Below are 26,795 nucleotides of genomic sequence, written 5' to 3' on the forward strand. Positions count from 1 at the left end.
GCTTCAACTCTATTTCGCCCAATTTTGAGCTTCAGCAGCTTTTTCACCAAGCCATAGAACATCATATCCGCATATCACTTTGTAACCCTTGGCGAAAAGCTCATCGACATAGTCTTTTGTCATCGCCACATTCCCTAAAGGTATGCCTGCCTTGTTCGCCACCTTTTCAATCCGAGTAATGGCTGCAATAACTTTTGGATGATTAAACTGCCCTGAAACACCAAGATCAGTCGACAAGTCAAACCTTGCAGGAATTATTAGATCAACGCCCGGGACAGCGCAGATTTCATTTATGTTTTCAACACCTTCTTTTGTTTCTACCAACAGGCAACAAGCGACGTTTCCATCTGCCATTTCTTTATAATCCGACAGATTTTTCTGCCATCTAGATTGCGCCATGAAAGGACCAAACCCACGCACACCGACAGGCGGATAGTGAACAGAAGCGACGGCACGCTTCGCATCTTCTGCATTTTTAGTCATTGGAAAAAGAATACCCTCAGCCCCCAGATCAAGCGCACGTTTAACCTCAACATGATCATTTTGTGTTACCCGCACCAATGGCGCGCAAGAGGTCCCTGCCGTAGCGGCAATCATGGCATGCGCAGAAGCTTGATCAATAGGCCCATGCTCGAAATCAATAATCACCGCGTCACTACCGGCAGCGGCAATGGTCTGAGTAACCATGGGAGACGGGATAGAACAAAAGTGCGCCGTCAGTTTGGCGTCTTTTTCTGCCAACTTCTTCTTAAATGTGAACTCAGTCATAATTGCCTCTTAGATTACCGCTTTAATCAAAGCACTTTGCAGAAATATTTAAATCGGCGCAATCACACAATTTTACAGGTGTATTAGGTTCAAGCGCGTCAATCACCTGCCACTCATCATTGGCATGAATAAGGCTGATGGGGTGAATAGCGCGCGGCGACGTTGACCTTGCATTAATGCGCACTATATTTTTTTGATCAATGGCTTGGGCAAATGCGGCTATGCGTGGGTCAGGTTCAGGCAAATTGTCTGACGCAAATTGGTATTTCTGCTGTGTTGTTTTCACCCGTTCACGCACAATATCCGGCAAAGATTCAACAAGCTTGCTACGTGCGCGATTGGCAGCTGATGCTAAACCAAGCTCTTCAAGTTCAGGAATAGGTTTGGATAAGATTATGGCCAGTGCCATGGCTTCATCTGCGGCAAGCCCCGTGAGCCGTGTGCGATAATTAAAACCAAGCTCGATGCCGCCCTGATTTCCTTGCAGAACAACAATTGGCAGCCCTGCTTCCGTCATTGCATCCACATCACGCATAATCGTGCGGCGCGTAACCTCAAGTTCTTGAGACAATTCAAGGCTGGTCATCCGGCCTCGGTTTTGCAGAAGCAACATGATTTGCAACAATCGCGCAGCACGCATTTTTATGAGTCCCCTCTCAAATATGACATAAGATGTCATATAAGGGTGTTTATATGAAACAGTCAATCAACGAGGAAACGCAATGAATTACATAGAATTTTCAAGCAAGATTGACGCAACGCCTGCCGTTATCTGGGATATATTAACTGATAAAGACCAACTCCTTGCCGGCAACGTGGGCATAACCCGCCTTGAGGGTGATATTCGGCTAGGCAACAAAATTAAGCTCTGGGCGGAAGTTGGCGGTGATCGCGCTTTCCCTATCAAGATTATTGAAATGGATATGAACAAAAAAATGGTTTGGCAGGGTGGCATGCCTCTTGGACTGTTTACTGGCACAAGACAATTTAACATTACACAAGATGGCAATGGTTCTATCTTTCATCTGCGCGAAGATTATACTGGGTTGCTCACCAACATGATCAGAAAATCCATGCCAGACATGAACCCGTCATTTGAGAAATTTGTTGTAGGTGTGAAACGCCTTGCGGAAGCCAAAGCTGGAGAGACACAATCATGAGCATGATTACCTATGGCACCGGAGAGCCAGACGACCCCTGGATTTTAAAGACACCACCACTCAGTTCGGAGTATCTGGCGTGGAAAGATGAAAGCCTGACCCCTCCTGCTCTCGTTATTCAAGTGGGCAAAACCAAACTTTCCTATCAGTTACGCTGCATTGAAGATTTGCATCAAATGCTGGTTGCGCGAGGCGATTGGATGTTGCTTGGCAATGCCGATGAAGGCAAACCGGTCAAAGACGATAGTGTCGAAGCGTGGGCAAGATCAGAAGATAATCCGGTAGGCGGTTACTATGGTTTGCGAAAGGGCTACCGTGGACGCTTTGCCAATTACGTACCACCTGTTCTCGAATTATTGGGACTTGTTGAACTGGAGCATGAAAAGCGAGGCAACCGGGTACGAGCTGATCAAATCCCCCAGTAACTATTAATAATCAATCATATAGGTTTCATTAACCAAGCTCCCCAATAATAAGAGTACCTGACTTACACATAAAATAACATAGCATCAGGTGTTTATGGGGAAAACTATGTCACTGGTTAATAATAACTTTACGGGCTGTCAACTTGCGCTTCCTTAAGGCAACATTGATCGCTATTGTCTTATCTTTTCTGACTGGCTGGGCACCCTCATTTAGCGCAGCAACAACAGTCCGCGCCTCTATAGAAGAACTTAAATTTCTATATAAGAGACCACGATTTACAGTGTTTGATGATGAATCCAGCTATAAACCTCAGATCGTAACATTGGGCAAAATGTTATTCTTTGACCCACGCTTGTCCAAAGCAAAAAATATGAGTTGTGCCACTTGTCACAATCCATCTTTCGGGTGGGAATCCCCTGTTGCCAAATCTATAGGTGCGATGAATGTGAAACTTAAACGCCACGCACCAACAGTGATAAACTTAACTGAAGCAAATCATCTTATCTGGGTTGGATCACAACTTTCTTTAGAAAAACAAATAGAAAGACCCATAATCAACTCTCAGGAAATGAATAACAATTTTGATGACCTTGTAAAACGACTACGCAAAATAAAAAGTTATAATAAATGGTTTCGCAGATATTTTCCGAAGCAAGGCTTAACAGAAGATACAATAATAGAATCATTAACTACATTTGTACGGATTTTACAAAGTGGGCGCGCGCCATTTGATCGCTGGATTGAAGGAGATGAAGCAGCTATTTCTCCACAGGCAAAAACAGGATTTGAGCTATTCAATAACAAGTTTGGCTGTGCAAACTGCCATACTGGATGGAGTTTTTCCGATCACGCCTTACATGAAGTAGGGAGTACCAACGACGAGACTGGTTCAACCAATCAAGATCAACTAGATTCATATCTGGAGAGCGGATTCAAGACATCTGGGCTGCGCGAAATATCCTCACGAGCGCCTTATATGCACAATGGTGCAATCGAAACATTGGAAGATGTAGTCGATCTTTATGCTGAAGGCAGCCAAAGAAGAGAAGTCCGTACAAGCTTAATCAAACCGTTTAACGCAACCCCCGAAGAAAAACGGGCACTTATCGCATTTCTAAAAACGCTTACATCTGATGGACAGCACTTTCAAACACCAATGTTGCCGGCGGATTGATGACAAAAGTAAAAGACGTAAAAACACGTTCTGTAAAGCACTTGCTAAGCATCCCGATATTGATCTTGATCACTGTCTCCTTTTTAACGCTTAGCAGTATAGCATATTATGCCTTCTCCCTTTCAGAAACGAGCACTCAACTCATAAATGAAGCTATTTCATCGGAAGAGTATGCGGATCGAATTATTACAGACGAGCAGAACATTTACAGGCTTGTCGCTTCCACATTTGATATGACGTCTATTAGCAATCAAGATACCATTAGTGATTACTATTATATGCATTCCAGATCATTAAAGATGCATATTGACCTACTTATGGAAACCACGTCTGACTTCCGTGTCAAAGAAGCGATGGCCGAAATCTTCACGGATCTTCAAGAATTACGCAAAAATACCAAAATCATACTCGGAATTGAGAAATCCAAATTCATCCCCACCCAATATTATTATGAGAATGTAAGAGCCAACATAACACAGAGGTTGCACAAAGTATCTGCCCTGGCTCGACGAGACTTGGTAGAATACACAACAAACTCACAGATACAATTCAAACAAAACCTCAAAATGATCACAACGGCATTGTTCATTGTACTGGCTGTAATTGCCTATATTGCATACATGCGCGCGACGCGTATTTCTGTATTGCTGAAAGATTTGTCAAAACAGATGAGTGAAATTCGCAAAGGCAAATACGACACAGAAATTCCAGCGACCATTCGGCACGACGAGATAGGAACTATGGCACGCAACCTGCAACATTTTGCACAAAGTCTAGCCCAGCTTGACGATGCGAAAGTTAAAGCCGAAGATGCCAACAAGGCAAAATCCGAATTTCTTGCCAATATGAGCCATGAGATCCGGACACCGATGAACGGCATTCTGGGTATGGCCGAGTTACTTTCAACATCGACCCTAACTTCAAAACAAAAGATGTTCACTGATATTATTGTAAGATCGGGCAAATCGCTTGTTGCAATTATCAATGATATTTTAGACTTCTCCAAACTTGGTGCTGGTCAGATGACCCTTGAGAATGAATCTTTTCATCTGGGCAAAGCGATCATGGATGTGATTACGCTGTTCTCGGCAAAAGCTGGTGAAAAAGATCTGGAGATTATCGTGCGTATGGAACCTGGCATGCCCGTTAACCTGATTGGCGATGCAGGTCGCTTGCGGCAAATCATGTCTAACCTTATCGGTAACGCCATAAAATTTACAGAGGAAGGCCATATATACCTTGAAATTGGCAAATTTGAACCCAGTGACCCTAAAAAGTTCGGGCTGAAAATCAGTATCACTGACACTGGTATAGGCATTCCCAAAGAAAATCTTTCAACGGTATTTGAGCAGTTCTCGCAGGTTGATACAACCGCAACTCGAAAACACGAGGGAACTGGACTTGGGTTGGCAATTTCATCTTCCTTTGTCAAACTTATGGGTGGCCATATCTGGGTAGAGAGCGAGGAAGGCAAAGGCGCCTCATTCCAGTTTACACTTGAACTTCCCATTGATGAAAGCCTACCAGTTAGCACACACATATATGATGATCATCTAGCGAATAAGCGCGTACTCATCATCGATGACAATCCATTAAAAAGACAGATCTATACTGAACACATGGAGCTTGGAAAAATTGATAGTGCTGCAGTTGCATCGGGTGGCGAGGCGCTCGAGTTTTTGTCTGCTGCTCAAGCACGTAATATCCGTCCAGATGTCATATTACTCAGCTATGAAATGAAAACCGACATAAACGGCCCTGCACTCCTTGAGCGCTTAAATGCAAATGAGCAAACAAGAGACATTCCTGTTATCGTCTTTGTATTGACGAAAAACTTGAGTGACGAAAAGCTTGTAAATAATATCAGCACAGCAAGAACTCTTGTTAAACCGACGCCGCGACCGGTCATATACAGAGCCATAAAGCAAGTATTGGATGGTACCGAGCGCTCCACAAGAGCTGCATAATAACCAGTGCTGATCTCTCAGTTGCGAAATAATGTCGCTGCGAAGTGATGTCACAGCGACACCATAAAAGGTTTTATTTAGTTTCATCGCGATATCACGACCACATTGGAGACAACATGCGTATCATCGCTATCACGACATCAATTTTACTCGCTCTCAGCGTTTCAGCATTTGCTGAAGGCGATGTAAAAAAGGGCAAAAAAGTATTTAAAAAATGTGCAGCGTGCCACGCTCTTGAAGAAGGGAAAAACAAAGTTGGCCCAAGCCTTTATGGCATTCTGGACCGCCCTGCAGGAACCGTTGAAGGTTTTAAATATTCAAAAGTAGTCTTAGAATCCGGAATTATTTGGGATGACGAGAGCTTACGTGCCTATATTACCAAGCCGAAAAAATTCTTAAAAGGCACCAAGATGGCATTTGCTGGTCTTAAAAAGGAAAAAGACCTCAACAACCTTATGGCTTACTTGATTGAAAACACAAAGCCAGCCGAATAAACTGCGAAATTTAGCTCATATACCTAAAAAGAATTGACGCCCTCACGAAAGTACGGGCGTCATTTTTCATTAAATAGGCATTTAGATTAGATCTTTGCGCATCATCGAACATAGTGAATGACGTGGGTTTGAAATAGTAATTTCATCACAATTTGCGTTACGAAACCCGCAAGAGAGGTAGAAAATTTTGGCGTTTCTTGATGCCTCTAACTGCAAAAATTCCACGCCTATATCTCTTGCGCGCGCTTCCATTGCAGCGATGATTTTCTGGCCAAGACCGATGCCTCTCGCCGTCGTTTTCACAAAACAACCACTCACCAACCCCGTTGCAGTGCTCATTTCGCCAAACCCGATGATTTCTTGATCTCTTTCTGCGACAACTCGCAATATATGAGGTTTGCAGATGGCAAGTTTTTCAAGGTAGGATTTGCGATCTCCCACCCACTCTTCCAGCTCAGATGCAGAATAAAAGGCGGCATCAATGCTTCTTATAGCTTCATAGCGAACGGCCTCCATCGCCGGTGCATCCGCGGCAACTGCTAATCGTATAAGCGCTTGAAAATCACTCAAACCGATCTCCCCATCCATATGGTACGGCTTACTTCAGAAGCAGGAATTTTGATCTCATCAAAACCTTGTTTTTGCCAAAACCCAACCGCACGATGGTTTGACCGGTTGGCACCGATATGCACGCTCTCAACACCTTTCTTCGCTGCATTATCTAGCCACCGACTAAGCAGTTTACGACCCAGACCTGCACCTTGAACACGCTCATGCAAATTCATGTGAATATGGGCAGGAAACAACTTCGTGACTGTTTGAGGCGGATTATCAGGATAATGGATCATATATGCGCGGCGCTGATCCTCAGTCCTCTGATTTGGTGGAATATGTGAAGGGTCTTCGAGCTGTTCGCGCAATGATGGCCACCACTCTCTCTCCAGAAGATCCGACCATTCCAACGTATCAGGTACGCCAACAACAAAACCTGCAACGCCCTCATCATCCTCTACAACAAAGGAATATTTCGGCATCAGCATTGCATATGGCGCTGAATAGATATTGCCCAGCAGCTTACCGTCTGCGTACAGATGCGATGCATCCTCGCCCATATCACCCGTTGCCAGAGTTATTGCATAAAGTGCATCGAGATCATCTGCTCTATATGATCGTATTTTGTGTGTCATTTAGACTAAACCTCCCCTGCGGAGAAAAAGACGTATAAAAAGTGGCACCTTCTCTGGTTCCATCACCCTTTTTCAATTTTTGACCTGCTGTCGGCGGATAGCCGAGGCTGTTCCAAAGTATTTTTGAACTGGCGGTTAAATGATGTCTCTATTTTTTCTCCGCAAGCTCGGTCATTTCTATAATCGGATCGATCGGATTGACAACACATCATTTACTTTAGCGGCTATCATTTTCATAATCATTGTGCCAAATATTATTGCATGGAGGGCGGGCTGTAGGGAAGACTGCCGCTATTGCCTTTCCAGTCGTTAACAGTTGGTGCATTTTTAGTACTACCCGTTAGATCTTGTCGGACAGGTGGTTCGAACATATTCACTGCGAAGACAAGGAATAATACAAATACGATACCAATTGCGATTAACAAGCCGCTTGCGCGTTGTTGAGTAACTTCTTTAATGGTCATAATGATAATCCTTTAAATGGAAATGGTGTTACTTCTGTTATTTCGTATGATTTTTGGTCATGGCAGAACCAACCGATAAATAGAGATACGGAAACGCAAATACGGTATATGTTCGCTGTGCCTCTGCGGGATCAAAACCAAGTTCTTTGATAAGCTTTGTGCGCGATAAACCAATATCCATTAGGGTGTCATCGTCATAAGATAACAGCTTCTTACGCATTGTTTTATCTCTGTTTTTATTACGCCATGTTATCAATCGCTGCATAATGGAGGCGATCCAATTATCTTCCTTTGCAATCGAGATGGCCTGATTGGTACGGTCGGTACTTCCTTCCATTTCAAAAACTCCTTCTTCTGTGTACAAATAATATAAGACGGAGCTAGACATTTATAAAATGAATAATTAGAATGGTTATCATCAATTTAGTTCATGTATTGGAGCACCCCATGAATCAACGCTTAGAAAGCGATCTTCTGCGTACATTGGTTGCGATTTCGGAGGCCAAAAACTTTACAAAAGCTTCAAAGATCGTCGGGCGTACTCAATCTGCTGTGAGCGTACAAATGAAAAAGTTGGAGGAAATTGTTGGAGGACGACTGTTTGAACGCGGACCTCGTGGTGTCACACTTACTCTGTCTGGAGAGCAACTTGTAAAGGATGCTAAGCGAATAATTTCGTTACTTGATCAGGCTGTAGCTTCATTTCACTCCGATCCTCTCGATGGATTTATCAGAATAGGCGTACCGGAGGAGTATGGCGGTACAATACTACCTCGCGTTCTGAGTACATTCTCCAAGGCACACCCAAATGTAGAAGTAACGGTTCATTCTGCATCATCCACCGAGCTAAAGCGTGCATTTGATACAGGCGAACTCGATCTTGTGGTGACCCATGAAGACGCCTCTATGATTGGCGGAGAACTTTTAATCAACGACCCTGTTGTCTGGGTAACATCTGACACGCACATGCAACACGAGTGTAACCCGATGCCGATTGCGATATGTGAGCGTGGGTGCTGGTGGAGAGAATGGGCGGTTGATACTCTTAACTATCAAGAAATAAACTATCGTGTTGCCTACGAAAGCAATAGCATATCTGGCCTTCAAGCTGCCGCATCATCCGGCATGGCCGTGGCAATTCTTTCTCAAAGTCAGGTACCCAGTGACTGTCGTGAACTGACTGCTGCAGAAGGTTACCCTCCGCTTCAGGGATCAAATATCACTCTTCGACAACAACGGAAGAGTAAATGCAATATTGTTGCGGGAATGGCACAGGCAATTCGTGAAGCATTCCAGACATCTTTACCCTTTAGCCAACATTGAGAGCAATTCACCTGATAGAATGAAAATCAAAACACCGCCAGCCTGAACGGATTAGCGTTGGGTATATCAAGAGAATGCTTAGCCTAACTAATTCAGCTAGGCTAAATTTGTTAATTTAAGCCGCTTTAAGCAGCTGGGTAACATCCACATGAAGTGCTTTATTAGCATCATCTATTTCTTTAAGGCCATCCATCAATGCCTTTTGAAAAACACCCAAATCATCAATCAAAGCATCCAGACTTGATATTGATGAACCGAGCGATGCGCTTTCAATCTTGCCCATCACACGCGTGACTTCCAAACTGGTAGACAAGCGACGCATATCTGCACAATTTTCTGCAAAGGCATTAATTTGTCGCGAAATTTCAACAAGGCTCGCTGCTGCATTTTTTGTGTGTATTGCCTGTTGAGACTGAAGGTTATTCAGCTCATCTTCATGATCAAAAAAACCGGATGGAGTTTCATTGCCAAACGCTTCGATCATCTCACTTTGAATTTGAGCTGCAGCTGTGAGAAACTGACCATTGTCGATGGTTCGTGCCACCTCTTTACTTTTTTCAGTAAATACCGCCATATCAGACTGCAATTCCTCTGATATTGCCGTGTAATTGTTAGAAACAATACACATGGGTAAGCCGACATTGCCCAGCTGAGTTGCTTGAACACGCAGATTCAACGGAACATACTCATTTTCGGAATAAACTTTGAGAATTTCCTCTGTTTTACCCAAAAGATATTTTGCAGATGTTTCCAACCTGTCAAAGCAACCAACATTACCATTAACCGACCTGCCAAGTTGCTCATCGCGCGCTTTGATTTCTGCACTTAGTGCATGGGCCATAAAAGATTTATAATCACGAAAACCAAGTTCCTTAATGCGCTCCAACAAGATTTTGGCACTATCTTCTGCATCAAGATTCCGCTCATTTTCGACGATGCGAAGTGCTTCATACTCGCGTTCGATCAGTTTGAATACATCACTACTTGGCTTTATGCGAGTTGACGAATATCCGCCTTCAATAGGCGTTACGATTGCAAACACCCAATAATAGCAACCGTCTTTGGCTTTGTTTTTTACATAAGCGCCAATTGGTTCACCTTTTTTGATAGTATCCCACAACAGCCAAAAAACAGCTTTGGGCATATCTGGATGGCGAATAACGCGATGCGGCGCTTTTATGATTTCATCCCAATCGAACGCACTTACTCGCTGAAATACACTATTTCCTGACTGGATAACACCGCGTTCATCAGTTCGAGAGAAGAATAATTCTTCAATAGAGAATGGTTTTTCTTCGTTTATTCGCTCATCAATATTCGAAACTGTACTCATGTTACTTTGCCTCGTAGCAATACACTTTTGATTGGTTCAAAATGCATCGAATCAAACATAGTGCTATTATTTATTCATGCTAGAAATGCTCGAAAGAAATTAAATTTTGCTGAATCGGGCTTGAATTTGAGTAGCTATGGTTTTCAAAACTTTAATTTTTAAACATACAAACTGAGACAGCTAATAATTGTTGATACGTGCACTAAACTCGCAAATAAGTTTGGGCAGTATCAGGCAATTCGCGCTCAATAAAAATGCGCTCGTTGCGCATCTGTTGAATAAGCACAGGCATCATTTCGCGATATGCATCCAAGATAGAGGGATTTGGCGCTGGCAAGTCATGTTTGAGCATTTCATGTAACTGCGGCAATGCATGATACGGCACCATGAGGAACATATGGTGCTCAATGTGATAATTCATATTCCAGTAGATAAACCGGCTAATAGGGTTCATCAGCACCGTGCGCGAATTCAACCGATGATCAATCACATTTTCAGCCAAACCACCATGCTGCAATAGCCCGGTCATAACATGATGCCAGGCGCCATAAAGGCGCGGCAAGCCAATAAGCATAAGTGGTATAAGTGACATCGTCCCAATTGCGATCAGGATAGTTATTAAATAAATGATAAGCCAAATCAGTGCTGTATTGATTGCAACGCGCTCTTCCTTCTCAGGCACATAACTTTTCTCGGCAGCGTTCAATCCGTTGACGCTAATGCGGATCATACTCGCAATGCCCTCATAGGCATCGATTATACCGAAGAAATTTGCGATTATCCTCATCATATCTACAGGTCGCATAATCGCAATTTCAGGATCTCGACCCACAATGATTGTCTCTGAATGATGGCGCCGATGACTATGCCGCCACACCACCGGATTGCGGATCATCATGAAGCAGGCAATATGGTAGACAAACTTGTTCATCCAGGGTGTTTTAAACGCTGTACTATGCCCGCACTCATGCCAGCGGCTGTCGGCAGCAGAGCCATAGAACACGCCATAAATCAGCCAAAACGGCACACACCAGATTGTGCCCCAAAAGTAAACACCACCCCATGCCGAGCAAATCAGGATGGTAAACCAGATCAGCGTGTCACGAATGGCAGGCTGATCTTTGCGCTCCATGATGGATCTGAGCGAATCTTTGCTAACATCAGTTCGATACCATTTAGCACCAACCAAACCTTGATCTTTGGCCCAATCAGCCCCCTTTCCCAACAACTCATAATCACGAACCATATCTGACATAAGCCGCTCCTTCCGAACATGAACGCTAGATGGCAGGCCTCTAAAGTGTCAAGTGATGTTTAATCCCATCATACACATTATACCAGCAACTGACCCACGGCAGAACATGGGCTTATCTCAGTTTTCCGCCTTTATTGCTTTACTCATCATCGTTTGGCTTATGCCGGAACGGCCTGACATTGCGCTTCTCCAGATTAAAATCACATTGGCAGCGATCGCCATATCGGCTATGAGCAGACAAACTAATCACAAACGGGCTATTAGACCATGATACTCTCAGATCACGAACTTTCCATCTCTCGCATTATTGAAGCACCGCGTGCAGCGGTTTGGAAAGCATGGACAATTGCCGAGCATTTTGAAAAATGGTGGGCGCCGGCACCTGTGAAAACCAAAGTCGGTAAAATGGACGTCGTGGCTGGCGGCGCTTTTGATAATGTTATCCAGATGCCTGATGGCTCTTCTCACATGGCGCGGGGCGTTTTTCTTAATGTTGTACCTGAAAAAATCATCGTCTTTACCGATGCCATGACCGAAGGTTGGATACCATCAGGTGCTGGTTTTATGACGGCCTTCATCACCATGAGTGACCATGAAGTCAATGACGATGGTGAAAGCAAAGTATACACAAAATATGATGCACGCATTGCCCATAAATCCGAGGAAGAGATGACCCGCCACAAAGAAATGGGCTTTCACGAAGGTTGGGGCCAAGCACTTGCGCAACTCAATGATGTGGCGAAAGAAATAGGCTAACCCAGGGTTACGTGCAAATATGATATGTTATTTTGCTTAGGTTTATTTAATTTAGAAGTTTGAATTTCAACGATACATTGCAGCAGTTGGCCAATTACTTTATCGATAAGCAGTTAGAGCCGGCATGATTCGTCGGCATGGGCTGTTCTGAAAATGACATATACCAGTAGACAAAAAGCTGCACTCGACCATAGCCAATTTCTTGAGCTTGTGGAAACAGTTGCCGGTATTGGTTATTGGCGCCTTGATCTGGTTAACAAACATATTTTCTGGTCAGATGAGGTGTATAAAATTCACGATGTCACGCCGGGTCAGTACAAACCTGGTGTCACAGACTCCATTAATTTTTACCACAAAGACGACCGCGCCAAAGTTCAATCTGCCGTTGATCATACGATTGAGACGAAAGAGCCTTTTGAGTTTGAACTTCGCCTGATAACAGCGTGTGGCAAGCAAAAACATGTGTTTTCAAAAGGGGTCGCGGAAACCGATGATAATGGCCAGATCGTTTCCATATTTGGTATATTTCAAGATATTACCGAACGTGTACAGCGTGAAAGAACCCACCTGCTAGAACAACAGATCCACCGGAACTTCATAGAACAAAGCCATGATGGGTTTTGGGATTGGTACATCAACGAAAGTTACATCTATATATCTCCCCGTTTTTGGAACATGTTAGGTTATGATGGGAAGAAAAACGGTCTCAACCCGGCAGAAATTATCCCATACGCCTTTAATGAAGACTACAGCGAAGCCAGAAACCGTCTTATCAAGCATTTCAGGAGTAATGGTGAAGTCCCATTTGCACATGAGTTACGTCTTTATCACAAAGACGGATCGATAGTTCATGCCTTATGTAGAGGTACCGTCGTTGAATGGGATGAAAATGGCCGCGCCACCAGAATGGTCGGCACGCACACCGACATCACAACACAAAAGAAATTACAAAGACACCTGCAAGATGCGCTCGGTTTTCAGCAACTAATAATGGATAACAACCCCAACCTGATTTTTGTTAAAGACAATCAACATCGTATTGTGCAGGCCAACCCGCAATTTTTATCACTCTACGCAGAAGATAAACGCGACTCCATTATTGGCACCACGACATTGGGACAATATAGCGAGCATGAAAAAGCGACGTTTATGCGAATGGATAAAGAGGCATTGGAGACAGGCTATTCTCAATCTATTCAGACCATCAATTTTCCAAATGGCAAATGTCTGACCTATGACATTCAAAAAACCAGATTTAGCGATGCCAGAGGAGATATGTTCATTCTTGCAATTGGCCAAAATGTCACCCAACGAGAAGCGCTGATCGATAAACTCAGTGACTCTAATGAACAATTGGAGAGGTTTGCACATATCTGCTCCCATGATTTGCATGAGCCGCTGCGAATGGTGAAAAGTTTTACCGAGATGCTAGAAATGCATCTATCTGAGGTAACGTCTGTCGATGAAAAAGCAAAACGTTATATGGATTTTATAACCAATGGCGCAAAACGCGGACAGCAATTAATCACAGATGTTTTGGCCTATTCTAAGATTTCTAAAGATGTGCGAGCATTGGAAGAGGTAAATATTTGCGAAATTATCTCAGATGTAAAGCAAGATTTACCTGCATCTGCCTGCCTGAATTATGAAATGCCAACGCCTATCGTGCACGCAAACCATACTCAGATATATCAATTGTTTCAGAACTTGATTAGCAATGGTGTAAAATATCAACCTGCGGGTCAAGATGCTAAATTATCCATCACATGGAAAGAGCAAGACGAATTTTGGCAGTTTTGCATTGCAGATAATGGTATCGGCGTAGAACCGTGTCATCAAGAGAAGATATTCGAGGTTTTTACGCGGCTTCACAGATATCAGGCTTATCCGGGCACCGGAGTTGGGTTATCCATTTGCAAGAACATTGTTGAACGTTATGGCGGCTCTATCTGGATGGATTCCAAACCCGAACATGGCAGTAAATTTTACTTCCAACTCCCGAGGGCATCAGCAAAATGAACCATCAAAAAATTGAAATATTGTTGGTTGAAGATAATCCGGGCGATGTTGAACTCACACGGCAAGCCCTTGATGATGCTGACTTTAACAATAAGCTTAATGTTACCCTTGATGGCGATGAAGCACTGGATTATCTTAATAAACGTAAGGGTTTTGAAGACGCAAAAATGCCCGATATCATCTTGCTGGACTTGAATTTGCCGCGAACAGATGGCCGCGGCGTGCTGAAAGAGCTTAAAGCAAGTGATGAGCTGAAACATATTCCGGTAATTGTACTGTCCAGCTCAAGGGCAGAGCGCGATATTAATGACGCCTATGCGCTCAATGCCAGTTGCTATATTGCCAAACCTAACGGGGCGATGAAATATATGGAAGTTGTGCGGACGGTGAGCAGTTTTTGGTCGCAGACCTGTTATCTTCCTGTAAAATAACGGGGTGGTTTGCGCCCTATTCATCCACGTACAGATCAATACCAGCCACTTTGTGCAGAAGCTTTATGATCTGCTTTTGCTCGGATTCGTCTAAGTTGCTGAGGTGATGTTCGTTGGATTCTTTAATGATATTGGGGAGCTGCATGGCTTTATCCCTGCCCGCTCTCGTCAGATAAATCAGAAACGATCTTCGACTATTGGGATCAGGTCGACGTTCGGCGAATCCCTCTTTGACCAGCATATCAATATTGCGACTTGTATAATAATCGGGGAAATCAAGTAAATCACCCAGTTCCCGCTGATTGATACCGTCTCTCTCGAGCAATATCATCAGATTGGCAAAAATCTTCACATCAATGCCGATTTCCGACAATCGCTCTTTCATACCCATATCAATGCGCCTGGCAATGCGCTGCATCAAATAACCAAAACTATGCTCTCGGTTTCGCTGTGCTTGGGAAATTATCCCGTCTGGAATTTGAGTCATTAAGTAGCATCTCCCAAGTATCGAATAGGACATCCAGTTATCTCCAAAAACTTGCAAAACGCAACAGTTGCATTGTTGACTCTTGCATTTTGTTTATTTATGCATTTACAATACTTGCAATTACAACTAATGTAAATGCAAATTAATGACAATCTTTAAACAGGAGAAAACTATGACACATCCACTATCCACTTTGCTGTTGGCCGCATGCATAACCACCGTTGGCGCAAATGCAGCCCTGGCTGATCAACTAACAGACGGCAAACAACTAGCCATTGCCACCTTCAAAAGCATTGACGAAAACGAGCGCGGCTACATTGATATGGGCGAATATAATGCCTTTGGTGATAATATATTTATCTCCATGGATGCCGATGATAACGGCAAAGTGGATGTCGACGAGTTTCTGTTTTGGGATTTTGGTTGGCAGCCCCTTGCCGAAGAACGCGGTTCAAAAGCGGCTCTTGAAACAGCTATGCGCATTGTTCATGCCTTCTGGGATCGCAATGGCGACGGACAACTCACCCGCTCCGAACAGCGCTCATCTTCTCTTTATGATTTCCAACGCGCTGATCTCAATAGTGATGCTGTTCTAACGCAAGCAGAATTCCTGTCAGGTTTCACGGTCATGAAAGCCATCCGCGCAGCTGTCGCACAAGAAACCAAGTAATCCACTCATAATGGGAGAAGCCCAATGTTAAGAAAGCAAGGCGTTTACGCAATTATTGTGATTATTGCGCTGTTTATGGCGCTGCATCTGGCATTTGCGCCAGAAGCACATGAACCACGTACGACAGGAACAACGATGCTGGGCGGCATTGCGTTTTTATTAATGACGACCTCGATGATTTTATCCACGCGGGCACGGTTTTTGGAAGACCTGTTTGGCGGACTTGATCGCATGTATCAGGTCCACAAAGTCACTGGCACCATGTCATTGATCTTCGTATTAATCCATTTCTTTGGCGTGCCAAAGGAATTGCCAGCTGGCGTGGATGAAATCGCCAATGCACTCGTGCCCTCCGCCCCCATGGGCATGATTGCGCTTATCGTGCTTGTTTTATCCTTGGCGATCACGCTGAACCGTAAAATTTCCTACAGTCGCTGGCGGCCCATGCATAAGCTCATGGGGCTGGTATATTTCCTCGTTATCGGTCACTTTATGACGGCACCTGCGATCTTTTACGAGCGGTTTAGCACCTCTGGAATTTTGATCTTCGTTGCCGCTATCATCGGCGCGGGTTCCTTTCTTTACTCGGTCTTTGGTATGAACCGCAAAACAGCACTGCCGTACAAGCTTGCCGCGATCAACGCGCATGAGCGGGCAAAAGAGCTGGTATTAGCACCAATGGGCGCAAAGATGAGCTTTACACCGGGGCAATTCGCCTTTGTGGAAGTCGCTGGCAAAGACTGGAATGAGCCGCACCCGTTCACCATCTCCAGCGCACCCGATGAGGACAATCTTCGCTTCACTATCAAAGTTCTGGGCGACTGGACACGGAAAGTGCGTGAGGAACTCGAAGCTGGTGGCGAGGTTAAAGTGCGCGGCCCCTATGGACGCTTTGATATGAGCAAAGGTGGCAACAAGCAGATCTGGCTTGCAGGCGGCATCGGCATCACCCCTTTCCTATCCACCATTCGGAATATGAAGGATGATGATGAACGCGACATTCACCTTGTCTATGCAACCAGAGAAGAAAAAGAAGCGCTTTTTCTGGATGAGCTTCTAGACCATGCAAAACGGCTCAAAGGCCTTAAAATCATTCCGCTCTTCTCTGATGAAGGAAATTTCGCCCGCGTGGACATCATGGAAGAAAAATTACCTGATGCACTACCCGGCTATGACTATTTCCTCTGCGGACCCAAAGCCATGACAGGCCCGATCTCCAAAGATCTGAAAGCCAAAGGTGTCGGCCGCAAACAAATCCACATGGAAGCCTTTGAGTTCAGATAAGCGCCACAAAATCAGATCTGTAAGCAGCCCTTTCGAGGGCTGTTTTTAAAAAAAACTTAAGTCAGGCATAAAGATTAAATGTACTTCTAATCAAGCAAATTATGCTGAACTCTTCGGACATGGCGCAAGGTGTCCGTTACCATTGCCGTCATAATCCCAAACATTAAAAACCCATTTGCAGCGGTCATACCGCCCAATAAACGCTTGTCTGTTGGAATAGCAACGTCACCGATGCCCAACGTCGTATAGGCCACCAGAGAATAATAAACAGCCTCCTCCAAGGTGCTGAAAATAGACATTTGCTTGAAAACAATTGCCCATAGCCAAACCCCAAATGTCATCATAGCCATTGTCGAAAACACAACCATAAAAATCACCAAAAGCGATTTGGCCGGATAAGGCGGACGCCGTAGCCAGGGCTCCATAAATAAAAGCACTTCGTTCAAAACCCACCATAGCACAGCGCCACCAACCAATGAGACGAGAGTTATGGCAGAGCCAAGCAATAATTGTTCGAACATTATCCGCTTATCCTTTATTTACGTTACCACTTATCAAGACTTTATAACTGAACCAAGGTCGGTTTAACATGATTAGAAGCAATGATAAGTCCATTCTCTGAGGACTAGTTGGGGTCGATACGCGGGATGTCAGGCTAATACTATGATATTTGCACAGATGTGAACATTTGCGCCGCAAGCGGACCTACGCACGATGTTGCTTTCTCAGAAATGTGTCTACATGTTCTGCACTCAATGGTCCTCCGTGACCAAGGTAAAATTTCTTTGCCCCTTCGTTGAGCAGGAACTTAAGCGACGTTAAAACGGCTTGCCTATCTTCCTCAAAGGGTGGTGGCTTTGGTCGATCCTTTAACATTATGCCGCCTAACAGGATGCCTGAGGCAACCAGATCGCCTGCAACAACCTCTCCATCGTCTAAAAACACCGAAAGAGATCCCGGCGTGTGACCCGGCGTATGTAAGATACGCCCCCTGAAGCCAAAATCTTCCAGAGACAACTCATTGTCGATCATGGTTATGTCCGGTTGGAAATATTTAAATGGTTGCTCAATGGCTCTGGTCTTTACAAAAAATTTTCCAAATGTGCCCGTTGGGTTTAACATGGGGCGCTTTCCGTCCTGAATATAAGGTACATCCCCTGCGTGCGCGACAATAGGTGCGGAGCTTAAAACCCTGGCATGATGGGCTGAACCTACATGATCTATGTGACCATGAGTGAGGATAATCAGGTCAATATGTAACCATTCCAAGCCCGCTTTTTTTAAAACTTTTTCAATTCGATTAGCTGAGTTGGGAAGACCGGTGTCAATCAATATAGCTCTTTGCTTGCGTATTATGAGATAGGCGTTCAGCATGCCAAACGGCAGCATGGAAATAGGGACTATGACTTGCGTGTCCATGAGGTGAAAATCCTTCCAGTTAATTGCAAGCAAACATAAAGTGCTTTAATTGGAAGCTTTCAATTAGGTACTTTTTTGTAACTGGTGATATCTTGACGAATTTAGACGACCACACTAGCTCGTGGGAAATTTCTGAAACTGGAATATGCCCTGTAGCCGAAACACTGCGCATGCTGGGCGGAAAATACAAACCACAAATTCTGCATTGCCTACTGGAACAGGAAACGCATTTCTTAGAATTAAGTCGTAAAATCAAAGGCATAAGTCGAAAAATATTGTCGCAACAATTAAGAGATCTTCTATCTGCGAACCTGATAAATCGCATTGAAAAAAATGATGCCAGACAGAGAGTAGAATACTCACTCACCGAGAAGGGATATTCGCTGACTCTTATTTTATCCCAGATTAATGATTGGGCGATAACCCATGGTAGCTTCGCCGAAGTCACGAAAGATGTTTGAATGTCTTTTTCAGGTCAATTTTTGAACAAAACTTCTTGGCTTGAATGACCGCACTAGGGTGTAACTCAGAAACTCTATATGACGCTATCTAATTAAGTATTACATCACACCAATTAGCGAAAGGAAAAACAAAGAGTGGCATTGGACACAATCCTCCCCATTTTCCCGACCGCATCAAACGCGACGTTATAGCGTCTTACGCGGCCGATTTTCATCAGCTAGAATTTATGCGCGGCATGGAGAGACATGGATATGAGTTGGCGAGACGATTTCAAACAGAACCAGACACTTTCAATTGCCCTTCATATGATTATATGGGCAGTTTTGAGTGGGGTTGGCATTGTTGTAATCATTGTCATGAAACTGTTTACCTGGCCGTTTATTATCACCGCCATGGTGGGTACATTTATGATCAGTTTTCCGATTTCATGGGCCATTGTGCGCGGCATGATGGGTAATAGTTCTGGCAAAAATCATTGATTCTTTTCAATGTTTTCGAGATAGGTTTTCATAAATTGATTCATGGTTTTGCGGTCTGTTTTGGCAAAGCCTGATACGAGTGTTTTTTGTGTTTTAACATGCGCGCCAACAACTTCATCGATGAGGGTGAACCCTTTATCTGTGAGTTTGATGAGGAGCCCCCGTCCGTCATTTTCGTTGGCGATGCTCTACCCAAAAGTATACCACCCCTATTCATATACTTCAGCATCTATACGCCTTGACAGAAGAATTATGGTTGTCGTTTTCGTATTTTAAATACAGAGACACCAAATGTATGGGCGCCATCTGCTTGGCAAATAGATTGATGTCGATAATTAGGTATCGTCAAACAAACTCTACGCATCTTAAAATATGGGAAATGTAATTATCTAAAGGAGTAAAGGGAGATCTTTGTGGAACATTCATTTGTGATTAAAGCGGTTTATCTATGTATAAGTCTTATCATACTGCCACTAGATGGCAACGCATCTAATACACCTACAACAAAAGAGCTTTTCGCCCATGCAGAAGCCTTGCGTGTGGGCGCAGACGTTAAGCCTGATCCAACAGCTGCATTTCAAATTATGATGGATCTCGCTAAAGCCGGAAACGCCAGAGCGCAAGATAAGCTTGCCAACTATTATCGGCTCGGGGTAGGAACAGCTGTTAATACAGAAAACGCGGCAGCCTGGTATAAAGCTGCGATTAAAAATGGTAGGGATTACTCGCGGGTTCCATACGCAAGATTATTGCTGAAACAGAATGCTTTTGCCGATGCGCTTTCCCAACTCACGTTAGCAACCAAGGCCGACATACGTGGGGCTGCTGCGCTGCTCGCGGCTACCCATCACGACGGATCTTTCGGGCATTTGTCACAGCGAGATCAAGGAACGGATGATCTGATCAAGCTTTCGCAAGCCGGCGATGTTGTTGCTAGTCTGTACCTTCTCCAGCACCTTGCGCGCGGCAATAAATTTGACATGGATACAGATCGCCTATTCCAAGACGCATTGCAAATTTCACGTGACCCAACGCATCGCTACCATCTAAAAACCGCTGAAGTTCTATTGGCCTACCTGCGACAAACCAATGGTAGAAAGGGACTAAGCATACGCGCTGAATTACTACAGACCCCTAATCTACGAGGAAGAATTTGGGTTGCAGAATCCTTATATTTTGCAATTGAAACTACACCGGAAACCTTCTGGAAAGCTTCAGAAAAGATAGTTATCTCTGCGGATTCGGAAAGCTACACTCGCGCGTTATTCCTAACTTCCCGACTTAACAAAAACGCCTATGTAAGGATTTTGCAAAAAGAACTTACTGCACACGGTTATAAACCAGGCCGTACTTCAGGTTATCTTACGTCCGCAACTATACGAGCGATTACCAAGTTGTGTAAAGATATTGGGATATTAAATACTTGCCGTCTTGGGCCTCTGAAATCGAGTTCCATAAAAGAGATTGCAAAGTGGTTGTCGAACAACCGCCAATCATAGAAAAATTTGTGTTCGCGCCCTTTTTTATTGGTCTCGATTAGTTATTTATATTCCCTTGAGGCCTTTTCATACTTTTATGACTGCACTGGGCCAAGCTCCGAAAAATTATGTCGGGTTTGAATGACTGCAATTGATTGCAGTCCAGTAGATATAATTTCTGGTGCAAATGTCATGACTTTTGCACATCGACATGCCACCACTTAGGGCGACGTCCTTTGTAAGAGTGCGCTAAAGGAATAAGCTCTTTGTTGTTCGTTTTGTCGAAGGTCCCGACCAATAAAGCGATGGTTGGTTCGTCATCAATTGCACCTAATGTACTGCCACATACGGGACAAAAGGCACGGCTAGAGTACTCCGAAGATCGATACGTCGTCGGCATGCCTCCTGCTCCGTTCCAAGATACGGATTCTTTGGGAAATTCTACCCAGACTGCCGTAAGGGAGCCGCTGTGGCGTTGGCACATTTTGCAAGAGCAAGTATGAGGTTTCAGCGCTGGGCCCTTCGCTTGGAAACGGATTGCGCCGCAAAGACACCCTCCCACATGTACTGCTTTGCTCACCATTGCTTGACCTCTTCTAATTTTCTCAAGATACACCTACTAGAAAGCATGTGGCATAGGGTCAACGAATAAATAAAACTCCCGCCATCAATGGTAGCTTTGTCCTTTGTCCGTGGCATGATGGGCTAAGGACCTAGGTCGTAATCATTGATTCTTTTCAATGTCTTCAAGATAGGTTTTCATAAATTGATTCATAGTTTTTCGGTCTGTTTTACTAAAACCTGACACGAGTTCTTTTTGCCTAACAACGTGTGCGCTAACGACTTCATCGATGAGGGTGAACCCCTCGTCGGTGAGTTTGATGAGGAACCCTCGCCCGTCATTTTCGTTGGCAATCCGTTCCACAAAATTACGTTTAACAAGCTGATCTATCCGATTGGTCATCGTGCCGGATGTGATCATCATTGTTGTCATAAGATCGGTGGGTGACAGCGCATAGGGTGCGCCCGAACGCCTGAGCGTGGCAAGTACATCAAAGCTTGCAAGATTGAGATCATACTTCGAAAAAGTCTCCCCCATACCTTTGCCAAGGTGATTTGCGATCCGCATAAGTCGCCCTATCAAAGCCATCGGCTCGACATCAAGGTCGGGCCGCTCGCGGTTCCACTGTTCTATAATTTTGTCCACATCATCCATGAAATATCTATATGAAAAATTTACCTTGACGTCAAGATAAATCATCTCTAAGTATCTTGACGTCAAGGTAAATTGGATTACTCGCTAGGAGTTTGGTATGAACCGCCCTTTGAATATTGCCCTCACTGGCCTTGCGCCCATGATATGGGGAAGTTCCTATATCGTCATCACGCAGCTTTTGCCTGATGGTTATCCGCTTATGTCAGCGGCCATCCGAGCGTTACCTGCGGGTTTATTGCTGCTGCTTTTCAGCCCTAAACTGCCAACAGGCGAATGGTGGTGGAAAACGCTCGTGCTGGGCGCACTTAACTTCTCGGTTTTTTGGTGGCTGCTCTTCGTCGCGGCCTATCGCCTGCCCGGCGGCGTTGCTGCCACGCTTGGCGCTATGCAGCCGTTGATCGTGGTGTTTGCGGCATTCTTTATCTTGAATGTGCCAATTAGAAAAGTCAGCATTTCCAGCGCAATACTCGGTATTTTCGGCGTTGCATTGCTCCTCCTCACTGCCGAAGCGGGATTTGATCTCATCGGCATTATTGCAGGCTTTGGCGGCGCAGCATCCATGGCGCTTGGTGTGGTGTTAACCCGTAAATGGCAGCCGCCTGTCCCGCTCCTGCGCTTTACTGCCTGGCAACTCATTGCGGGTGGATTGTTGTTGCTACCCTTTGCCATTGCGCTCGAACCCAATTTCCCTGCTTTTACGATGAATAGCCTGGTAGGTTATGGCTATCTGAGCATTATTGGCGGTGCCCTCACCTATATTATCTGGTTCCGAGGCATTGCCACACTTGACCCCAACACGATCTCCCCGCTCGGCTTTTTAAGCCCATTAATGGCCGTGCTTATGGGCTGGTTGGTGCTCAATCAAAGTCTCACATATCTTCAAATTCTGGGCACAGCTATTGTTCTTCTGAGCATCTGGCTTGCCACTCGAAAACCCGCCGACGGGTAAGCTACATAACAACACTTATCAACACGACCAATAATGGTTACAACAATGACATTAAAATGGAGCAAAGCATGATCACTTTATACACTTGGGGTACACCCAATGGCCGCAAGGTTTCTATCGCACTGGAAGAAATGGGGCTGGACTATGAATGCGTGGGTATTGATATCACCAAGGATGATCAGTTCGGGGCGGATTTCCTCAAGATTGCGCCAAACAACAAGATCCCTGCCCTGACCGATACGGATGGCGACGTTGCGCTGTTTGAATCCGGTGCGATCTTGATGTATCTGGCTGAAAAGACGGGGAAATTTATGCCCGCATATGGCACCTCCCAATATTGGCAGATGATGCAGTGGCTAATGTGGCAAATGGGCGGCTTTGGCCCGATGCTTGGTCAGACCCATCATTTTGTAAGGTTTAATCCTGATGTTTCCGAATATGCGGCAAACCGCTTCCAAAACGAAGGCAAAAGACTTTATGGCGTGCTCGACAAACATCTTGCCACCAGCAAATATCTGATTGATGAAATCAGCATTGCAGACTTTGCCATCTGGCCGTGGGCATCGCGCTTTGAGTGGCAGGAGATTGATCTGAACGAGTACCCCAATGTTTTGCGCTGGTACAACGAACTCGCCGCCCGCCCCGGCTTTATTGAGGGCTACAAAAAGCCAACCGATACAGGGCCAATTCCGGTGGCGTGATTAATATTTGTAAACCTGTTTGCGAGGTGGCATTGAACATTCTGACAATAGTTACAAACGGTTGCAAAACGTAAGGCAAGTTAAGACGATGAAATCAGATTTTGCATGGCTCGATAAATGGTCAGATGACTTGAATGGCAAAAACGTTCTTGAACTTGGCTGTGGCCCGGCAGATGATACACGTAAAATTGCAGAACTTTCGAGTTCTGTAGTTGCTTGTGACTTGTCGCCTCCATCCCAAATAGAAGGTGCTAAACAGGTTTTGGTTGTAGACCACAGCAAGGAGCTTCCCTTCAAACCCTGCACTTTTGATGTGGTCATTGCCAGCTTGTGTTTGCACTATTTCAGCTGGAACACAACGCAAAAAATTGTCTCTGAATTATCGCGTGTTCTGACTCCCAAAGGTGTCATCGTGGTCAGGGTAAACTCCAATAACGATGAAAATTACGGAGCAAAAGGCCATACAGAAATTGAATCTGGACTATATATGGTAAAAGGGCAACAAAAGCGCTTCTTCAGCAAAGCCGATGTCGAACTGCTATTTAAGTCAGAATGGAAGCTTACCACCATCGAAGAAAAATCAATTGATCGTTATGAACGTCCAAAGCAAATTCTGGAATTTGGCGCACAGAAAATATGAAGCTAAATCTGGCGATATTAGAGTACTAGAAGCAAACAGCCGCACTTTTGGCTGTTTGCTTGCCCATCATCAACAATCAGAAGCTCTTCATGATCCCGATCGTGAGGAAAATGCTGTGGTCGCGTTCTACCAGCGGGCTATCTTTCATTTTACCGATATTTTCCACGCTTACATTGCCAATCAGCGATAAGTCTTCGCTCATAAAATAGCGTGCACCTATGCTCGCAAAGCCAGCCACGCTGGCATCCGGGGTGAACTGTTTGCGCGTCGCGGTGGCATGGGCGGCAGAAACCCCGTAGAGGTCAAAGTTCAGTTTTTTGTCTCTGTATCTAGCACCTAGCTTGGCTTCAAAACCAAATCTGCCAAACTGTCGCTCAGCACCCAATGCTGCTTCCAATTCATACCCCCCGTGAACACCTGATATATCAAAAAGCGCCTTTGCTTCTCCGAAAAATCCATAGGCATTATATCTGCCACGAACACCGCCTTCGATGGGCAAGTCACGGTCCATGCCATCGAATATGCTGCTTTTACGCAATGCAGTTTCCCATCTCGGCGCCAAAACCAATGAGAGCTGCCCGCCAGAGGTTTGCGGATCTCCAAAATTTAAAAAATGATAAGCCAGCCCATCATCAACGCCAAAATGAAGGCGCTCACTGTCAAATGCCAGATAGGGCAGCATTGTGGCTTTGTTCTTCTCGCCCACATAGATGCTTTTTCCGCCCGATGCGATTAGCCCAAAGGTCCAGGTTCCATTAGAATTCCATTTGCCCGCAGGTGGGCTATCTATTGGCGGGCTATCTACTGGAGGATTGCCTTTTGGCAGGGTTTCTTCCGCCAAAAGCGGTGTTGTTGCAAAGCATAGTAATATTGCAACGGCAGTCAGGGATTTACGCAACATTTTACAAGTCTCCAAAAATGATATGTTGCAGCGGTCATATGGAGCGAAATGATAGGTGTCGTCCGAGCAAGCGCGAGAAGGACAAAACAAGTGTCCGACTTTATCTATTAGGACAATCCAGTCTGGAAATGAATTGAAATTGACGCTAAGTAAATCGGCCTGACACAGAAGGTATCTTCATGTTCCACACCGAAAACACCGTCACGCTGCTGGCAACGATTGCAGCCACGATTTCCGCCTTTGGCGCGCTCTATTGTCTTACCCAGGATCGCGACAAACTGGTGTTTCGGCTTCTGGCGTTTTTCCTCATTGCCTCCACAATGGCAGAATTGGGCACGGTTCTTAATCCGATTTTGATATCCCCTTATGCAAAAGCAATTGTGCGCTCATTATGGATAGTGGGCGCTGCGAGCGTGACACCGCTTTTTTGGCTTTATGTGTGGACCCTAACTGCCGAAAATCAACAGTTGCCGAAAAGGCTTATCTGGCATTTTGCGTTGCCTTTGCTCTATGCATTTGCCGCCATAATTATTGCCATCATGATGATTGATGGTGCAATCCCTATTTTGGATGAAGCTGCGGTGCGCTACCAGATTTTGAGCGGAAACTACGAAGGGTTGATGTTTCCCATACCATTTCAGTGGGCCTTCTATTTCGCATTAACAGCGCGGCGGCTGGTTCAATATCATGCTCGGTTGAAAGATGTTTTTGCCAGCACCGAGAAAAAAGAGATGCAATGGGTTTCGTTCGTCATGGCAAGCTACGGGGTTTATTGGATATTGCAAACCGGATCCGTTATTTTTGAGATGGTGACCGATCGCCCCGGCGTGCCAGTAGTCGTGGAATATGCGTTTAACATTGTCATTGTTACGACAATCACGCTTTGGGGACTGCGACAGCGCCCCGGCATTGTGCCACATCAGGCGGAAAAATCGCCCGCACCCAGCTATGAGAAATCAGCACTGGATGAGGAGGCAAAAGTCAGAATTGCCAAGAAATTACGCCGAGCAATGCAGACCGACAAACTCTATCTGAATGCTAACCTGTCTTTATGGATTTTGGCTCGTCATGTGCGCGTGGGGGATAATTATGTTTCTCAGGTTCTGAATGAAAAAATCGGTGAAAACTTCTTTGATTTCGTAAATGGATATCGGATCAGAGACGCGCAAGATCGACTGAAAGATAGCTCAAAAACCATCCTCACCATCGCCTATGATGTGGGGTTCAATTCCCGCTCATCTTTCTATACCGCCTTTAAAAAGGTGACAAATATGACACCGACAGCCTTTAGGAAAGAGACAGGTTGCCACGAGGATTAGATCGTATTATCTCCACTATACAACTTATGATCT

The 26,795-nt window shown here is 44.8% G+C and carries 33 protein-coding genes; 19 read left to right on the forward strand and 14 right to left on the reverse strand.

Annotated features, from left to right (window positions below; all coding sequences use genetic code 11):
• Positions 1 to 9: 9 nt before the first annotated feature.
• The gene (locus G3W54_RS00750; protein ID WP_162651251.1) at positions 10 to 768 is read right to left on the reverse strand and encodes an aldolase/citrate lyase family protein; all 759 of its coding nucleotides are present in this window, start codon (positions 766 to 768) and stop codon (positions 10 to 12) included.
• 22 nt (positions 769 to 790) lie between these two features.
• On the reverse strand, positions 791 to 1,408 hold the full coding sequence (locus G3W54_RS00755) for an HTH domain-containing protein (protein WP_162651252.1): 618 nt from the start codon (positions 1,406 to 1,408) through the stop codon (positions 791 to 793).
• A gap of 82 nt (positions 1,409 to 1,490) precedes the next feature.
• On the opposite strand from G3W54_RS00755, the gene G3W54_RS00760 reads away from it, so the two are divergent.
• The 5 genes from G3W54_RS00760 (at position 1,491) to G3W54_RS00780 (ending at position 5,989) form a co-directional block, all read left to right on the forward strand.
• The gene (locus tag G3W54_RS00760; RefSeq protein WP_162651253.1) at positions 1,491 to 1,928 is read left to right on the forward strand and encodes an SRPBCC domain-containing protein; all 438 of its coding nucleotides are present in this window, start codon (positions 1,491 to 1,493) and stop codon (positions 1,926 to 1,928) included.
• Positions 1,925 to 2,353: a DUF6855 family protein gene (locus G3W54_RS00765; protein ID WP_162651254.1), complete on the forward strand. Its 429-nt coding sequence runs from the start codon at positions 1,925 to 1,927 to the stop codon at positions 2,351 to 2,353. Before G3W54_RS00760 ends, G3W54_RS00765 begins: the two co-directional genes overlap by 4 nt.
• A gap of 143 nt (positions 2,354 to 2,496) precedes the next feature.
• Positions 2,497 to 3,528 (forward strand): cytochrome c peroxidase, encoded by a 1,032-nt coding sequence (locus G3W54_RS00770; protein ID WP_162651255.1) that lies wholly within the window; start codon positions 2,497 to 2,499, stop codon positions 3,526 to 3,528.
• Positions 3,528 to 5,495: an ATP-binding protein gene (locus G3W54_RS00775; RefSeq protein WP_162651256.1), complete on the forward strand. Its 1,968-nt coding sequence runs from the start codon at positions 3,528 to 3,530 to the stop codon at positions 5,493 to 5,495. Before G3W54_RS00770 ends, G3W54_RS00775 begins: the two co-directional genes overlap by 1 nt.
• Before the next feature lie 116 nt (positions 5,496 to 5,611).
• Positions 5,612 to 5,989 (forward strand): cytochrome c family protein, encoded by a 378-nt coding sequence (locus G3W54_RS00780; RefSeq protein WP_162651257.1) that lies wholly within the window; start codon positions 5,612 to 5,614, stop codon positions 5,987 to 5,989.
• Positions 5,990 to 6,070: 81 nt separating this feature from the next.
• On the opposite strand, the gene G3W54_RS00785 is transcribed toward G3W54_RS00780, so the two are convergent.
• From G3W54_RS00785 to G3W54_RS00800, 4 genes are all read right to left on the reverse strand, one after another.
• Positions 6,071 to 6,559, reverse strand: coding sequence for a GNAT family N-acetyltransferase (locus G3W54_RS00785; RefSeq protein ID WP_162651258.1), 489 nt, complete (start codon positions 6,557 to 6,559; stop codon positions 6,071 to 6,073).
• Complete coding sequence (locus G3W54_RS00790) at positions 6,556 to 7,176, reverse strand: GNAT family N-acetyltransferase (protein ID WP_162651259.1); 621 nt, start codon at positions 7,174 to 7,176, stop codon at positions 6,556 to 6,558. Before G3W54_RS00790 ends, G3W54_RS00785 begins: the two co-directional genes overlap by 4 nt.
• Positions 7,177 to 7,430: 254 nt before the next feature.
• Positions 7,431 to 7,640, reverse strand: coding sequence for a hypothetical protein (locus G3W54_RS00795; RefSeq protein WP_162651260.1), 210 nt, complete (start codon positions 7,638 to 7,640; stop codon positions 7,431 to 7,433).
• A gap of 37 nt (positions 7,641 to 7,677) precedes the next feature.
• Positions 7,678 to 7,977 (reverse strand): hypothetical protein, encoded by a 300-nt coding sequence (locus tag G3W54_RS00800; RefSeq protein ID WP_162651261.1) that lies wholly within the window; start codon positions 7,975 to 7,977, stop codon positions 7,678 to 7,680.
• Between the two features lie 110 nt (positions 7,978 to 8,087).
• Here G3W54_RS00800 and G3W54_RS00805 point away from each other — a divergent pair, with 110 nt between their 5' ends.
• Positions 8,088 to 8,963 (forward strand): LysR substrate-binding domain-containing protein, encoded by an 876-nt coding sequence (locus tag G3W54_RS00805; RefSeq protein ID WP_162651262.1) that lies wholly within the window; start codon positions 8,088 to 8,090, stop codon positions 8,961 to 8,963.
• 115 nt (positions 8,964 to 9,078) lie between these two features.
• On the opposite strand, the gene G3W54_RS19360 is transcribed toward G3W54_RS00805, so the two are convergent.
• Complete coding sequence (locus G3W54_RS19360) at positions 9,079 to 10,296, reverse strand: PAS domain-containing protein (protein ID WP_162651263.1); 1,218 nt, start codon at positions 10,294 to 10,296, stop codon at positions 9,079 to 9,081.
• Positions 10,297 to 10,498: 202 nt separating this feature from the next.
• Positions 10,499 to 11,551 carry a fatty acid desaturase gene (locus G3W54_RS00815; RefSeq protein ID WP_162651264.1) on the reverse strand — a complete coding sequence of 351 codons (1,053 nt, stop codon included), beginning with the start codon at positions 11,549 to 11,551 and terminating at the stop codon, positions 10,499 to 10,501.
• A gap of 55 nt (positions 11,552 to 11,606) precedes the next feature.
• Between G3W54_RS00815 and G3W54_RS00820 the strand changes: the two genes are divergently transcribed.
• From G3W54_RS00820 to G3W54_RS00835, 4 genes are all read left to right on the forward strand, one after another.
• Positions 11,607 to 11,822 carry a hypothetical protein gene (locus G3W54_RS00820; RefSeq protein WP_162651265.1) on the forward strand — a complete coding sequence of 72 codons (216 nt, stop codon included), beginning with the start codon at positions 11,607 to 11,609 and terminating at the stop codon, positions 11,820 to 11,822.
• Positions 11,819 to 12,307 carry an SRPBCC domain-containing protein gene (locus G3W54_RS00825; protein ID WP_162651266.1) on the forward strand — a complete coding sequence of 163 codons (489 nt, stop codon included), beginning with the start codon at positions 11,819 to 11,821 and terminating at the stop codon, positions 12,305 to 12,307. The genes G3W54_RS00820 and G3W54_RS00825 overlap by 4 nt, the downstream gene beginning before the upstream one ends.
• 153 nt (positions 12,308 to 12,460) lie before the next feature.
• Entirely contained in the window at positions 12,461 to 14,326 is a 1,866-nt protein-coding gene (locus G3W54_RS00830; protein ID WP_162651267.1) for a PAS domain-containing protein, read from the forward strand.
• Positions 14,323 to 14,757 (forward strand): response regulator, encoded by a 435-nt coding sequence (locus G3W54_RS00835; protein WP_162651268.1) that lies wholly within the window; start codon positions 14,323 to 14,325, stop codon positions 14,755 to 14,757. The genes G3W54_RS00830 and G3W54_RS00835 overlap by 4 nt, the downstream gene beginning before the upstream one ends.
• 16 nt (positions 14,758 to 14,773) lie before the next feature.
• On the opposite strand, the gene G3W54_RS00840 is transcribed toward G3W54_RS00835, so the two are convergent.
• Entirely contained in the window at positions 14,774 to 15,244 is a 471-nt protein-coding gene (locus G3W54_RS00840) for a MarR family winged helix-turn-helix transcriptional regulator (protein ID WP_162651269.1), read from the reverse strand.
• Positions 15,245 to 15,416: 172 nt separating this feature from the next.
• On the opposite strand from G3W54_RS00840, the gene G3W54_RS00845 reads away from it, so the two are divergent.
• Together G3W54_RS00845 and G3W54_RS00850 are read left to right on the forward strand one after the other, a co-directional pair.
• A complete protein-coding gene (locus tag G3W54_RS00845) occupies positions 15,417 to 15,914 on the forward strand; it encodes a signal transduction protein (RefSeq protein ID WP_162651270.1) in 498 nt (165 codons plus the stop codon).
• A gap of 24 nt (positions 15,915 to 15,938) precedes the next feature.
• A complete protein-coding gene (locus tag G3W54_RS00850) occupies positions 15,939 to 17,198 on the forward strand; it encodes a ferric reductase-like transmembrane domain-containing protein (RefSeq protein ID WP_162651271.1) in 1,260 nt (419 codons plus the stop codon).
• 86 nt (positions 17,199 to 17,284) lie between these two features.
• On the opposite strand, the gene G3W54_RS00855 is transcribed toward G3W54_RS00850, so the two are convergent.
• Both G3W54_RS00855 and G3W54_RS00860 read right to left on the reverse strand, forming a co-directional pair.
• On the reverse strand, positions 17,285 to 17,719 hold the full coding sequence (locus G3W54_RS00855) for an ion channel (protein WP_162651272.1): 435 nt from the start codon (positions 17,717 to 17,719) through the stop codon (positions 17,285 to 17,287).
• 184 nt (positions 17,720 to 17,903) lie between these two features.
• On the reverse strand, positions 17,904 to 18,617 hold the full coding sequence (locus G3W54_RS00860; protein WP_162651273.1) for an MBL fold metallo-hydrolase: 714 nt from the start codon (positions 18,615 to 18,617) through the stop codon (positions 17,904 to 17,906).
• Between the two features lie 92 nt (positions 18,618 to 18,709).
• Here G3W54_RS00860 and G3W54_RS00865 point away from each other — a divergent pair, with 92 nt between their 5' ends.
• From G3W54_RS00865 to G3W54_RS00875, 3 genes are all read left to right on the forward strand, one after another.
• A complete protein-coding gene (locus G3W54_RS00865) occupies positions 18,710 to 19,078 on the forward strand; it encodes a helix-turn-helix domain-containing protein (protein ID WP_162651274.1) in 369 nt (122 codons plus the stop codon).
• A 252-nt stretch (positions 19,079 to 19,330) separates the two neighbouring features.
• A complete protein-coding gene (locus G3W54_RS00870) occupies positions 19,331 to 19,558 on the forward strand; it encodes a hypothetical protein (protein ID WP_162651275.1) in 228 nt (75 codons plus the stop codon).
• A 413-nt stretch (positions 19,559 to 19,971) separates the two neighbouring features.
• Positions 19,972 to 21,057, forward strand: a complete 1,086-nt coding sequence (locus tag G3W54_RS00875) for a sel1 repeat family protein (protein WP_162651276.1) — start codon at positions 19,972 to 19,974, stop codon at positions 21,055 to 21,057.
• Positions 21,058 to 21,226: 169 nt separating this feature from the next.
• Here G3W54_RS00875 and G3W54_RS00880 read toward each other — a convergent pair whose 3' ends face one another.
• Positions 21,227 to 21,619 (reverse strand): GFA family protein, encoded by a 393-nt coding sequence (locus G3W54_RS00880; RefSeq protein ID WP_162651277.1) that lies wholly within the window; start codon positions 21,617 to 21,619, stop codon positions 21,227 to 21,229.
• A gap of 141 nt (positions 21,620 to 21,760) precedes the next feature.
• Positions 21,761 to 22,252, reverse strand: coding sequence for a MarR family transcriptional regulator (locus tag G3W54_RS00885; protein ID WP_162651278.1), 492 nt, complete (start codon positions 22,250 to 22,252; stop codon positions 21,761 to 21,763).
• Positions 22,253 to 22,349: 97 nt separating this feature from the next.
• Between G3W54_RS00885 and G3W54_RS00890 the strand changes: the two genes are divergently transcribed.
• The 3 genes from G3W54_RS00890 to G3W54_RS00900 all read left to right on the forward strand — a co-directional run bounded on the left by G3W54_RS00890 (position 22,350) and on the right by G3W54_RS00900 (position 24,542).
• The gene (locus G3W54_RS00890; RefSeq protein ID WP_162651279.1) at positions 22,350 to 23,201 is read left to right on the forward strand and encodes an EamA family transporter; all 852 of its coding nucleotides are present in this window, start codon (positions 22,350 to 22,352) and stop codon (positions 23,199 to 23,201) included.
• Between the two features lie 68 nt (positions 23,202 to 23,269).
• Complete coding sequence (locus G3W54_RS00895; protein WP_162651280.1) at positions 23,270 to 23,902, forward strand: glutathione S-transferase N-terminal domain-containing protein; 633 nt, start codon at positions 23,270 to 23,272, stop codon at positions 23,900 to 23,902.
• An 88-nt stretch (positions 23,903 to 23,990) separates the two neighbouring features.
• Positions 23,991 to 24,542, forward strand: coding sequence for a class I SAM-dependent methyltransferase (locus tag G3W54_RS00900; protein WP_162651281.1), 552 nt, complete (start codon positions 23,991 to 23,993; stop codon positions 24,540 to 24,542).
• A 76-nt stretch (positions 24,543 to 24,618) separates the two neighbouring features.
• Here G3W54_RS00900 and G3W54_RS00905 read toward each other — a convergent pair whose 3' ends face one another.
• A complete protein-coding gene (locus G3W54_RS00905) occupies positions 24,619 to 25,443 on the reverse strand; it encodes a MipA/OmpV family protein (protein WP_162651282.1) in 825 nt (274 codons plus the stop codon).
• A 179-nt stretch (positions 25,444 to 25,622) separates the two neighbouring features.
• Between G3W54_RS00905 and G3W54_RS00910 the strand changes: the two genes are divergently transcribed.
• Positions 25,623 to 26,762, forward strand: coding sequence for an AraC family transcriptional regulator (locus tag G3W54_RS00910; RefSeq protein ID WP_162651283.1), 1,140 nt, complete (start codon positions 25,623 to 25,625; stop codon positions 26,760 to 26,762).
• Positions 26,763 to 26,795 lie beyond the last annotated feature (33 nt).

Source organism: Lentilitoribacter sp. Alg239-R112 (assembly GCF_900537175.1).
Taxonomy (GTDB): Bacteria; Pseudomonadota; Alphaproteobacteria; order Rhizobiales; family Rhizobiaceae; genus Lentilitoribacter.

Coding starts and splice junctions, on each gene's coding strand:
- G3W54_RS00755 (WP_162651252.1), bottom strand. CDS start 1,408: ATGCGTGCTGCGCGATTGTTGCAAATCATGTTGCTTCTGCAAAACCGA.
- G3W54_RS00805 (WP_162651262.1), top strand. CDS start 8,088: ATGAATCAACGCTTAGAAAGCGATCTTCTGCGTACATTGGTTGCGATT.
- G3W54_RS19360 (WP_162651263.1), bottom strand. CDS start 10,296: ATGAGTACAGTTTCGAATATTGATGAGCGAATAAACGAAGAAAAACCA.
- G3W54_RS00750 (WP_162651251.1), bottom strand. CDS start 768: ATGACTGAGTTCACATTTAAGAAGAAGTTGGCAGAAAAAGACGCCAAA.
- G3W54_RS00840 (WP_162651269.1), bottom strand. CDS start 15,244: ATGACTCAAATTCCAGACGGGATAATTTCCCAAGCACAGCGAAACCGA.
- G3W54_RS00855 (WP_162651272.1), bottom strand. CDS start 17,719: ATGTTCGAACAATTATTGCTTGGCTCTGCCATAACTCTCGTCTCATTG.
- G3W54_RS00890 (WP_162651279.1), top strand. CDS start 22,350: ATGAACCGCCCTTTGAATATTGCCCTCACTGGCCTTGCGCCCATGATA.
- G3W54_RS00760 (WP_162651253.1), top strand. CDS start 1,491: ATGAATTACATAGAATTTTCAAGCAAGATTGACGCAACGCCTGCCGTT.
- G3W54_RS00870 (WP_162651275.1), top strand. CDS start 19,331: ATGAGTTGGCGAGACGATTTCAAACAGAACCAGACACTTTCAATTGCC.
- G3W54_RS00825 (WP_162651266.1), top strand. CDS start 11,819: ATGATACTCTCAGATCACGAACTTTCCATCTCTCGCATTATTGAAGCA.
- G3W54_RS00885 (WP_162651278.1), bottom strand. CDS start 22,252: ATGGATGATGTGGACAAAATTATAGAACAGTGGAACCGCGAGCGGCCC.
- G3W54_RS00790 (WP_162651259.1), bottom strand. CDS start 7,176: ATGACACACAAAATACGATCATATAGAGCAGATGATCTCGATGCACTT.
- G3W54_RS00800 (WP_162651261.1), bottom strand. CDS start 7,977: ATGGAAGGAAGTACCGACCGTACCAATCAGGCCATCTCGATTGCAAAG.
- G3W54_RS00780 (WP_162651257.1), top strand. CDS start 5,612: ATGCGTATCATCGCTATCACGACATCAATTTTACTCGCTCTCAGCGTT.
- G3W54_RS00820 (WP_162651265.1), top strand. CDS start 11,607: ATGTTTAATCCCATCATACACATTATACCAGCAACTGACCCACGGCAG.
- G3W54_RS00845 (WP_162651270.1), top strand. CDS start 15,417: ATGACACATCCACTATCCACTTTGCTGTTGGCCGCATGCATAACCACC.
- G3W54_RS00775 (WP_162651256.1), top strand. CDS start 3,528: ATGACAAAAGTAAAAGACGTAAAAACACGTTCTGTAAAGCACTTGCTA.
- G3W54_RS00850 (WP_162651271.1), top strand. CDS start 15,939: ATGTTAAGAAAGCAAGGCGTTTACGCAATTATTGTGATTATTGCGCTG.
- G3W54_RS00765 (WP_162651254.1), top strand. CDS start 1,925: ATGAGCATGATTACCTATGGCACCGGAGAGCCAGACGACCCCTGGATT.
- G3W54_RS00860 (WP_162651273.1), bottom strand. CDS start 18,617: ATGGACACGCAAGTCATAGTCCCTATTTCCATGCTGCCGTTTGGCATG.
- G3W54_RS00900 (WP_162651281.1), top strand. CDS start 23,991: ATGAAATCAGATTTTGCATGGCTCGATAAATGGTCAGATGACTTGAAT.
- G3W54_RS00815 (WP_162651264.1), bottom strand. CDS start 11,551: ATGTCAGATATGGTTCGTGATTATGAGTTGTTGGGAAAGGGGGCTGAT.
- G3W54_RS00835 (WP_162651268.1), top strand. CDS start 14,323: ATGAACCATCAAAAAATTGAAATATTGTTGGTTGAAGATAATCCGGGC.
- G3W54_RS00795 (WP_162651260.1), bottom strand. CDS start 7,640: ATGACCATTAAAGAAGTTACTCAACAACGCGCAAGCGGCTTGTTAATC.
- G3W54_RS00895 (WP_162651280.1), top strand. CDS start 23,270: ATGATCACTTTATACACTTGGGGTACACCCAATGGCCGCAAGGTTTCT.
- G3W54_RS00910 (WP_162651283.1), top strand. CDS start 25,623: ATGTTCCACACCGAAAACACCGTCACGCTGCTGGCAACGATTGCAGCC.
- G3W54_RS00880 (WP_162651277.1), bottom strand. CDS start 21,619: ATGGTGAGCAAAGCAGTACATGTGGGAGGGTGTCTTTGCGGCGCAATC.
- G3W54_RS00905 (WP_162651282.1), bottom strand. CDS start 25,443: ATGTTGCGTAAATCCCTGACTGCCGTTGCAATATTACTATGCTTTGCA.
- G3W54_RS00830 (WP_162651267.1), top strand. CDS start 12,461: ATGACATATACCAGTAGACAAAAAGCTGCACTCGACCATAGCCAATTT.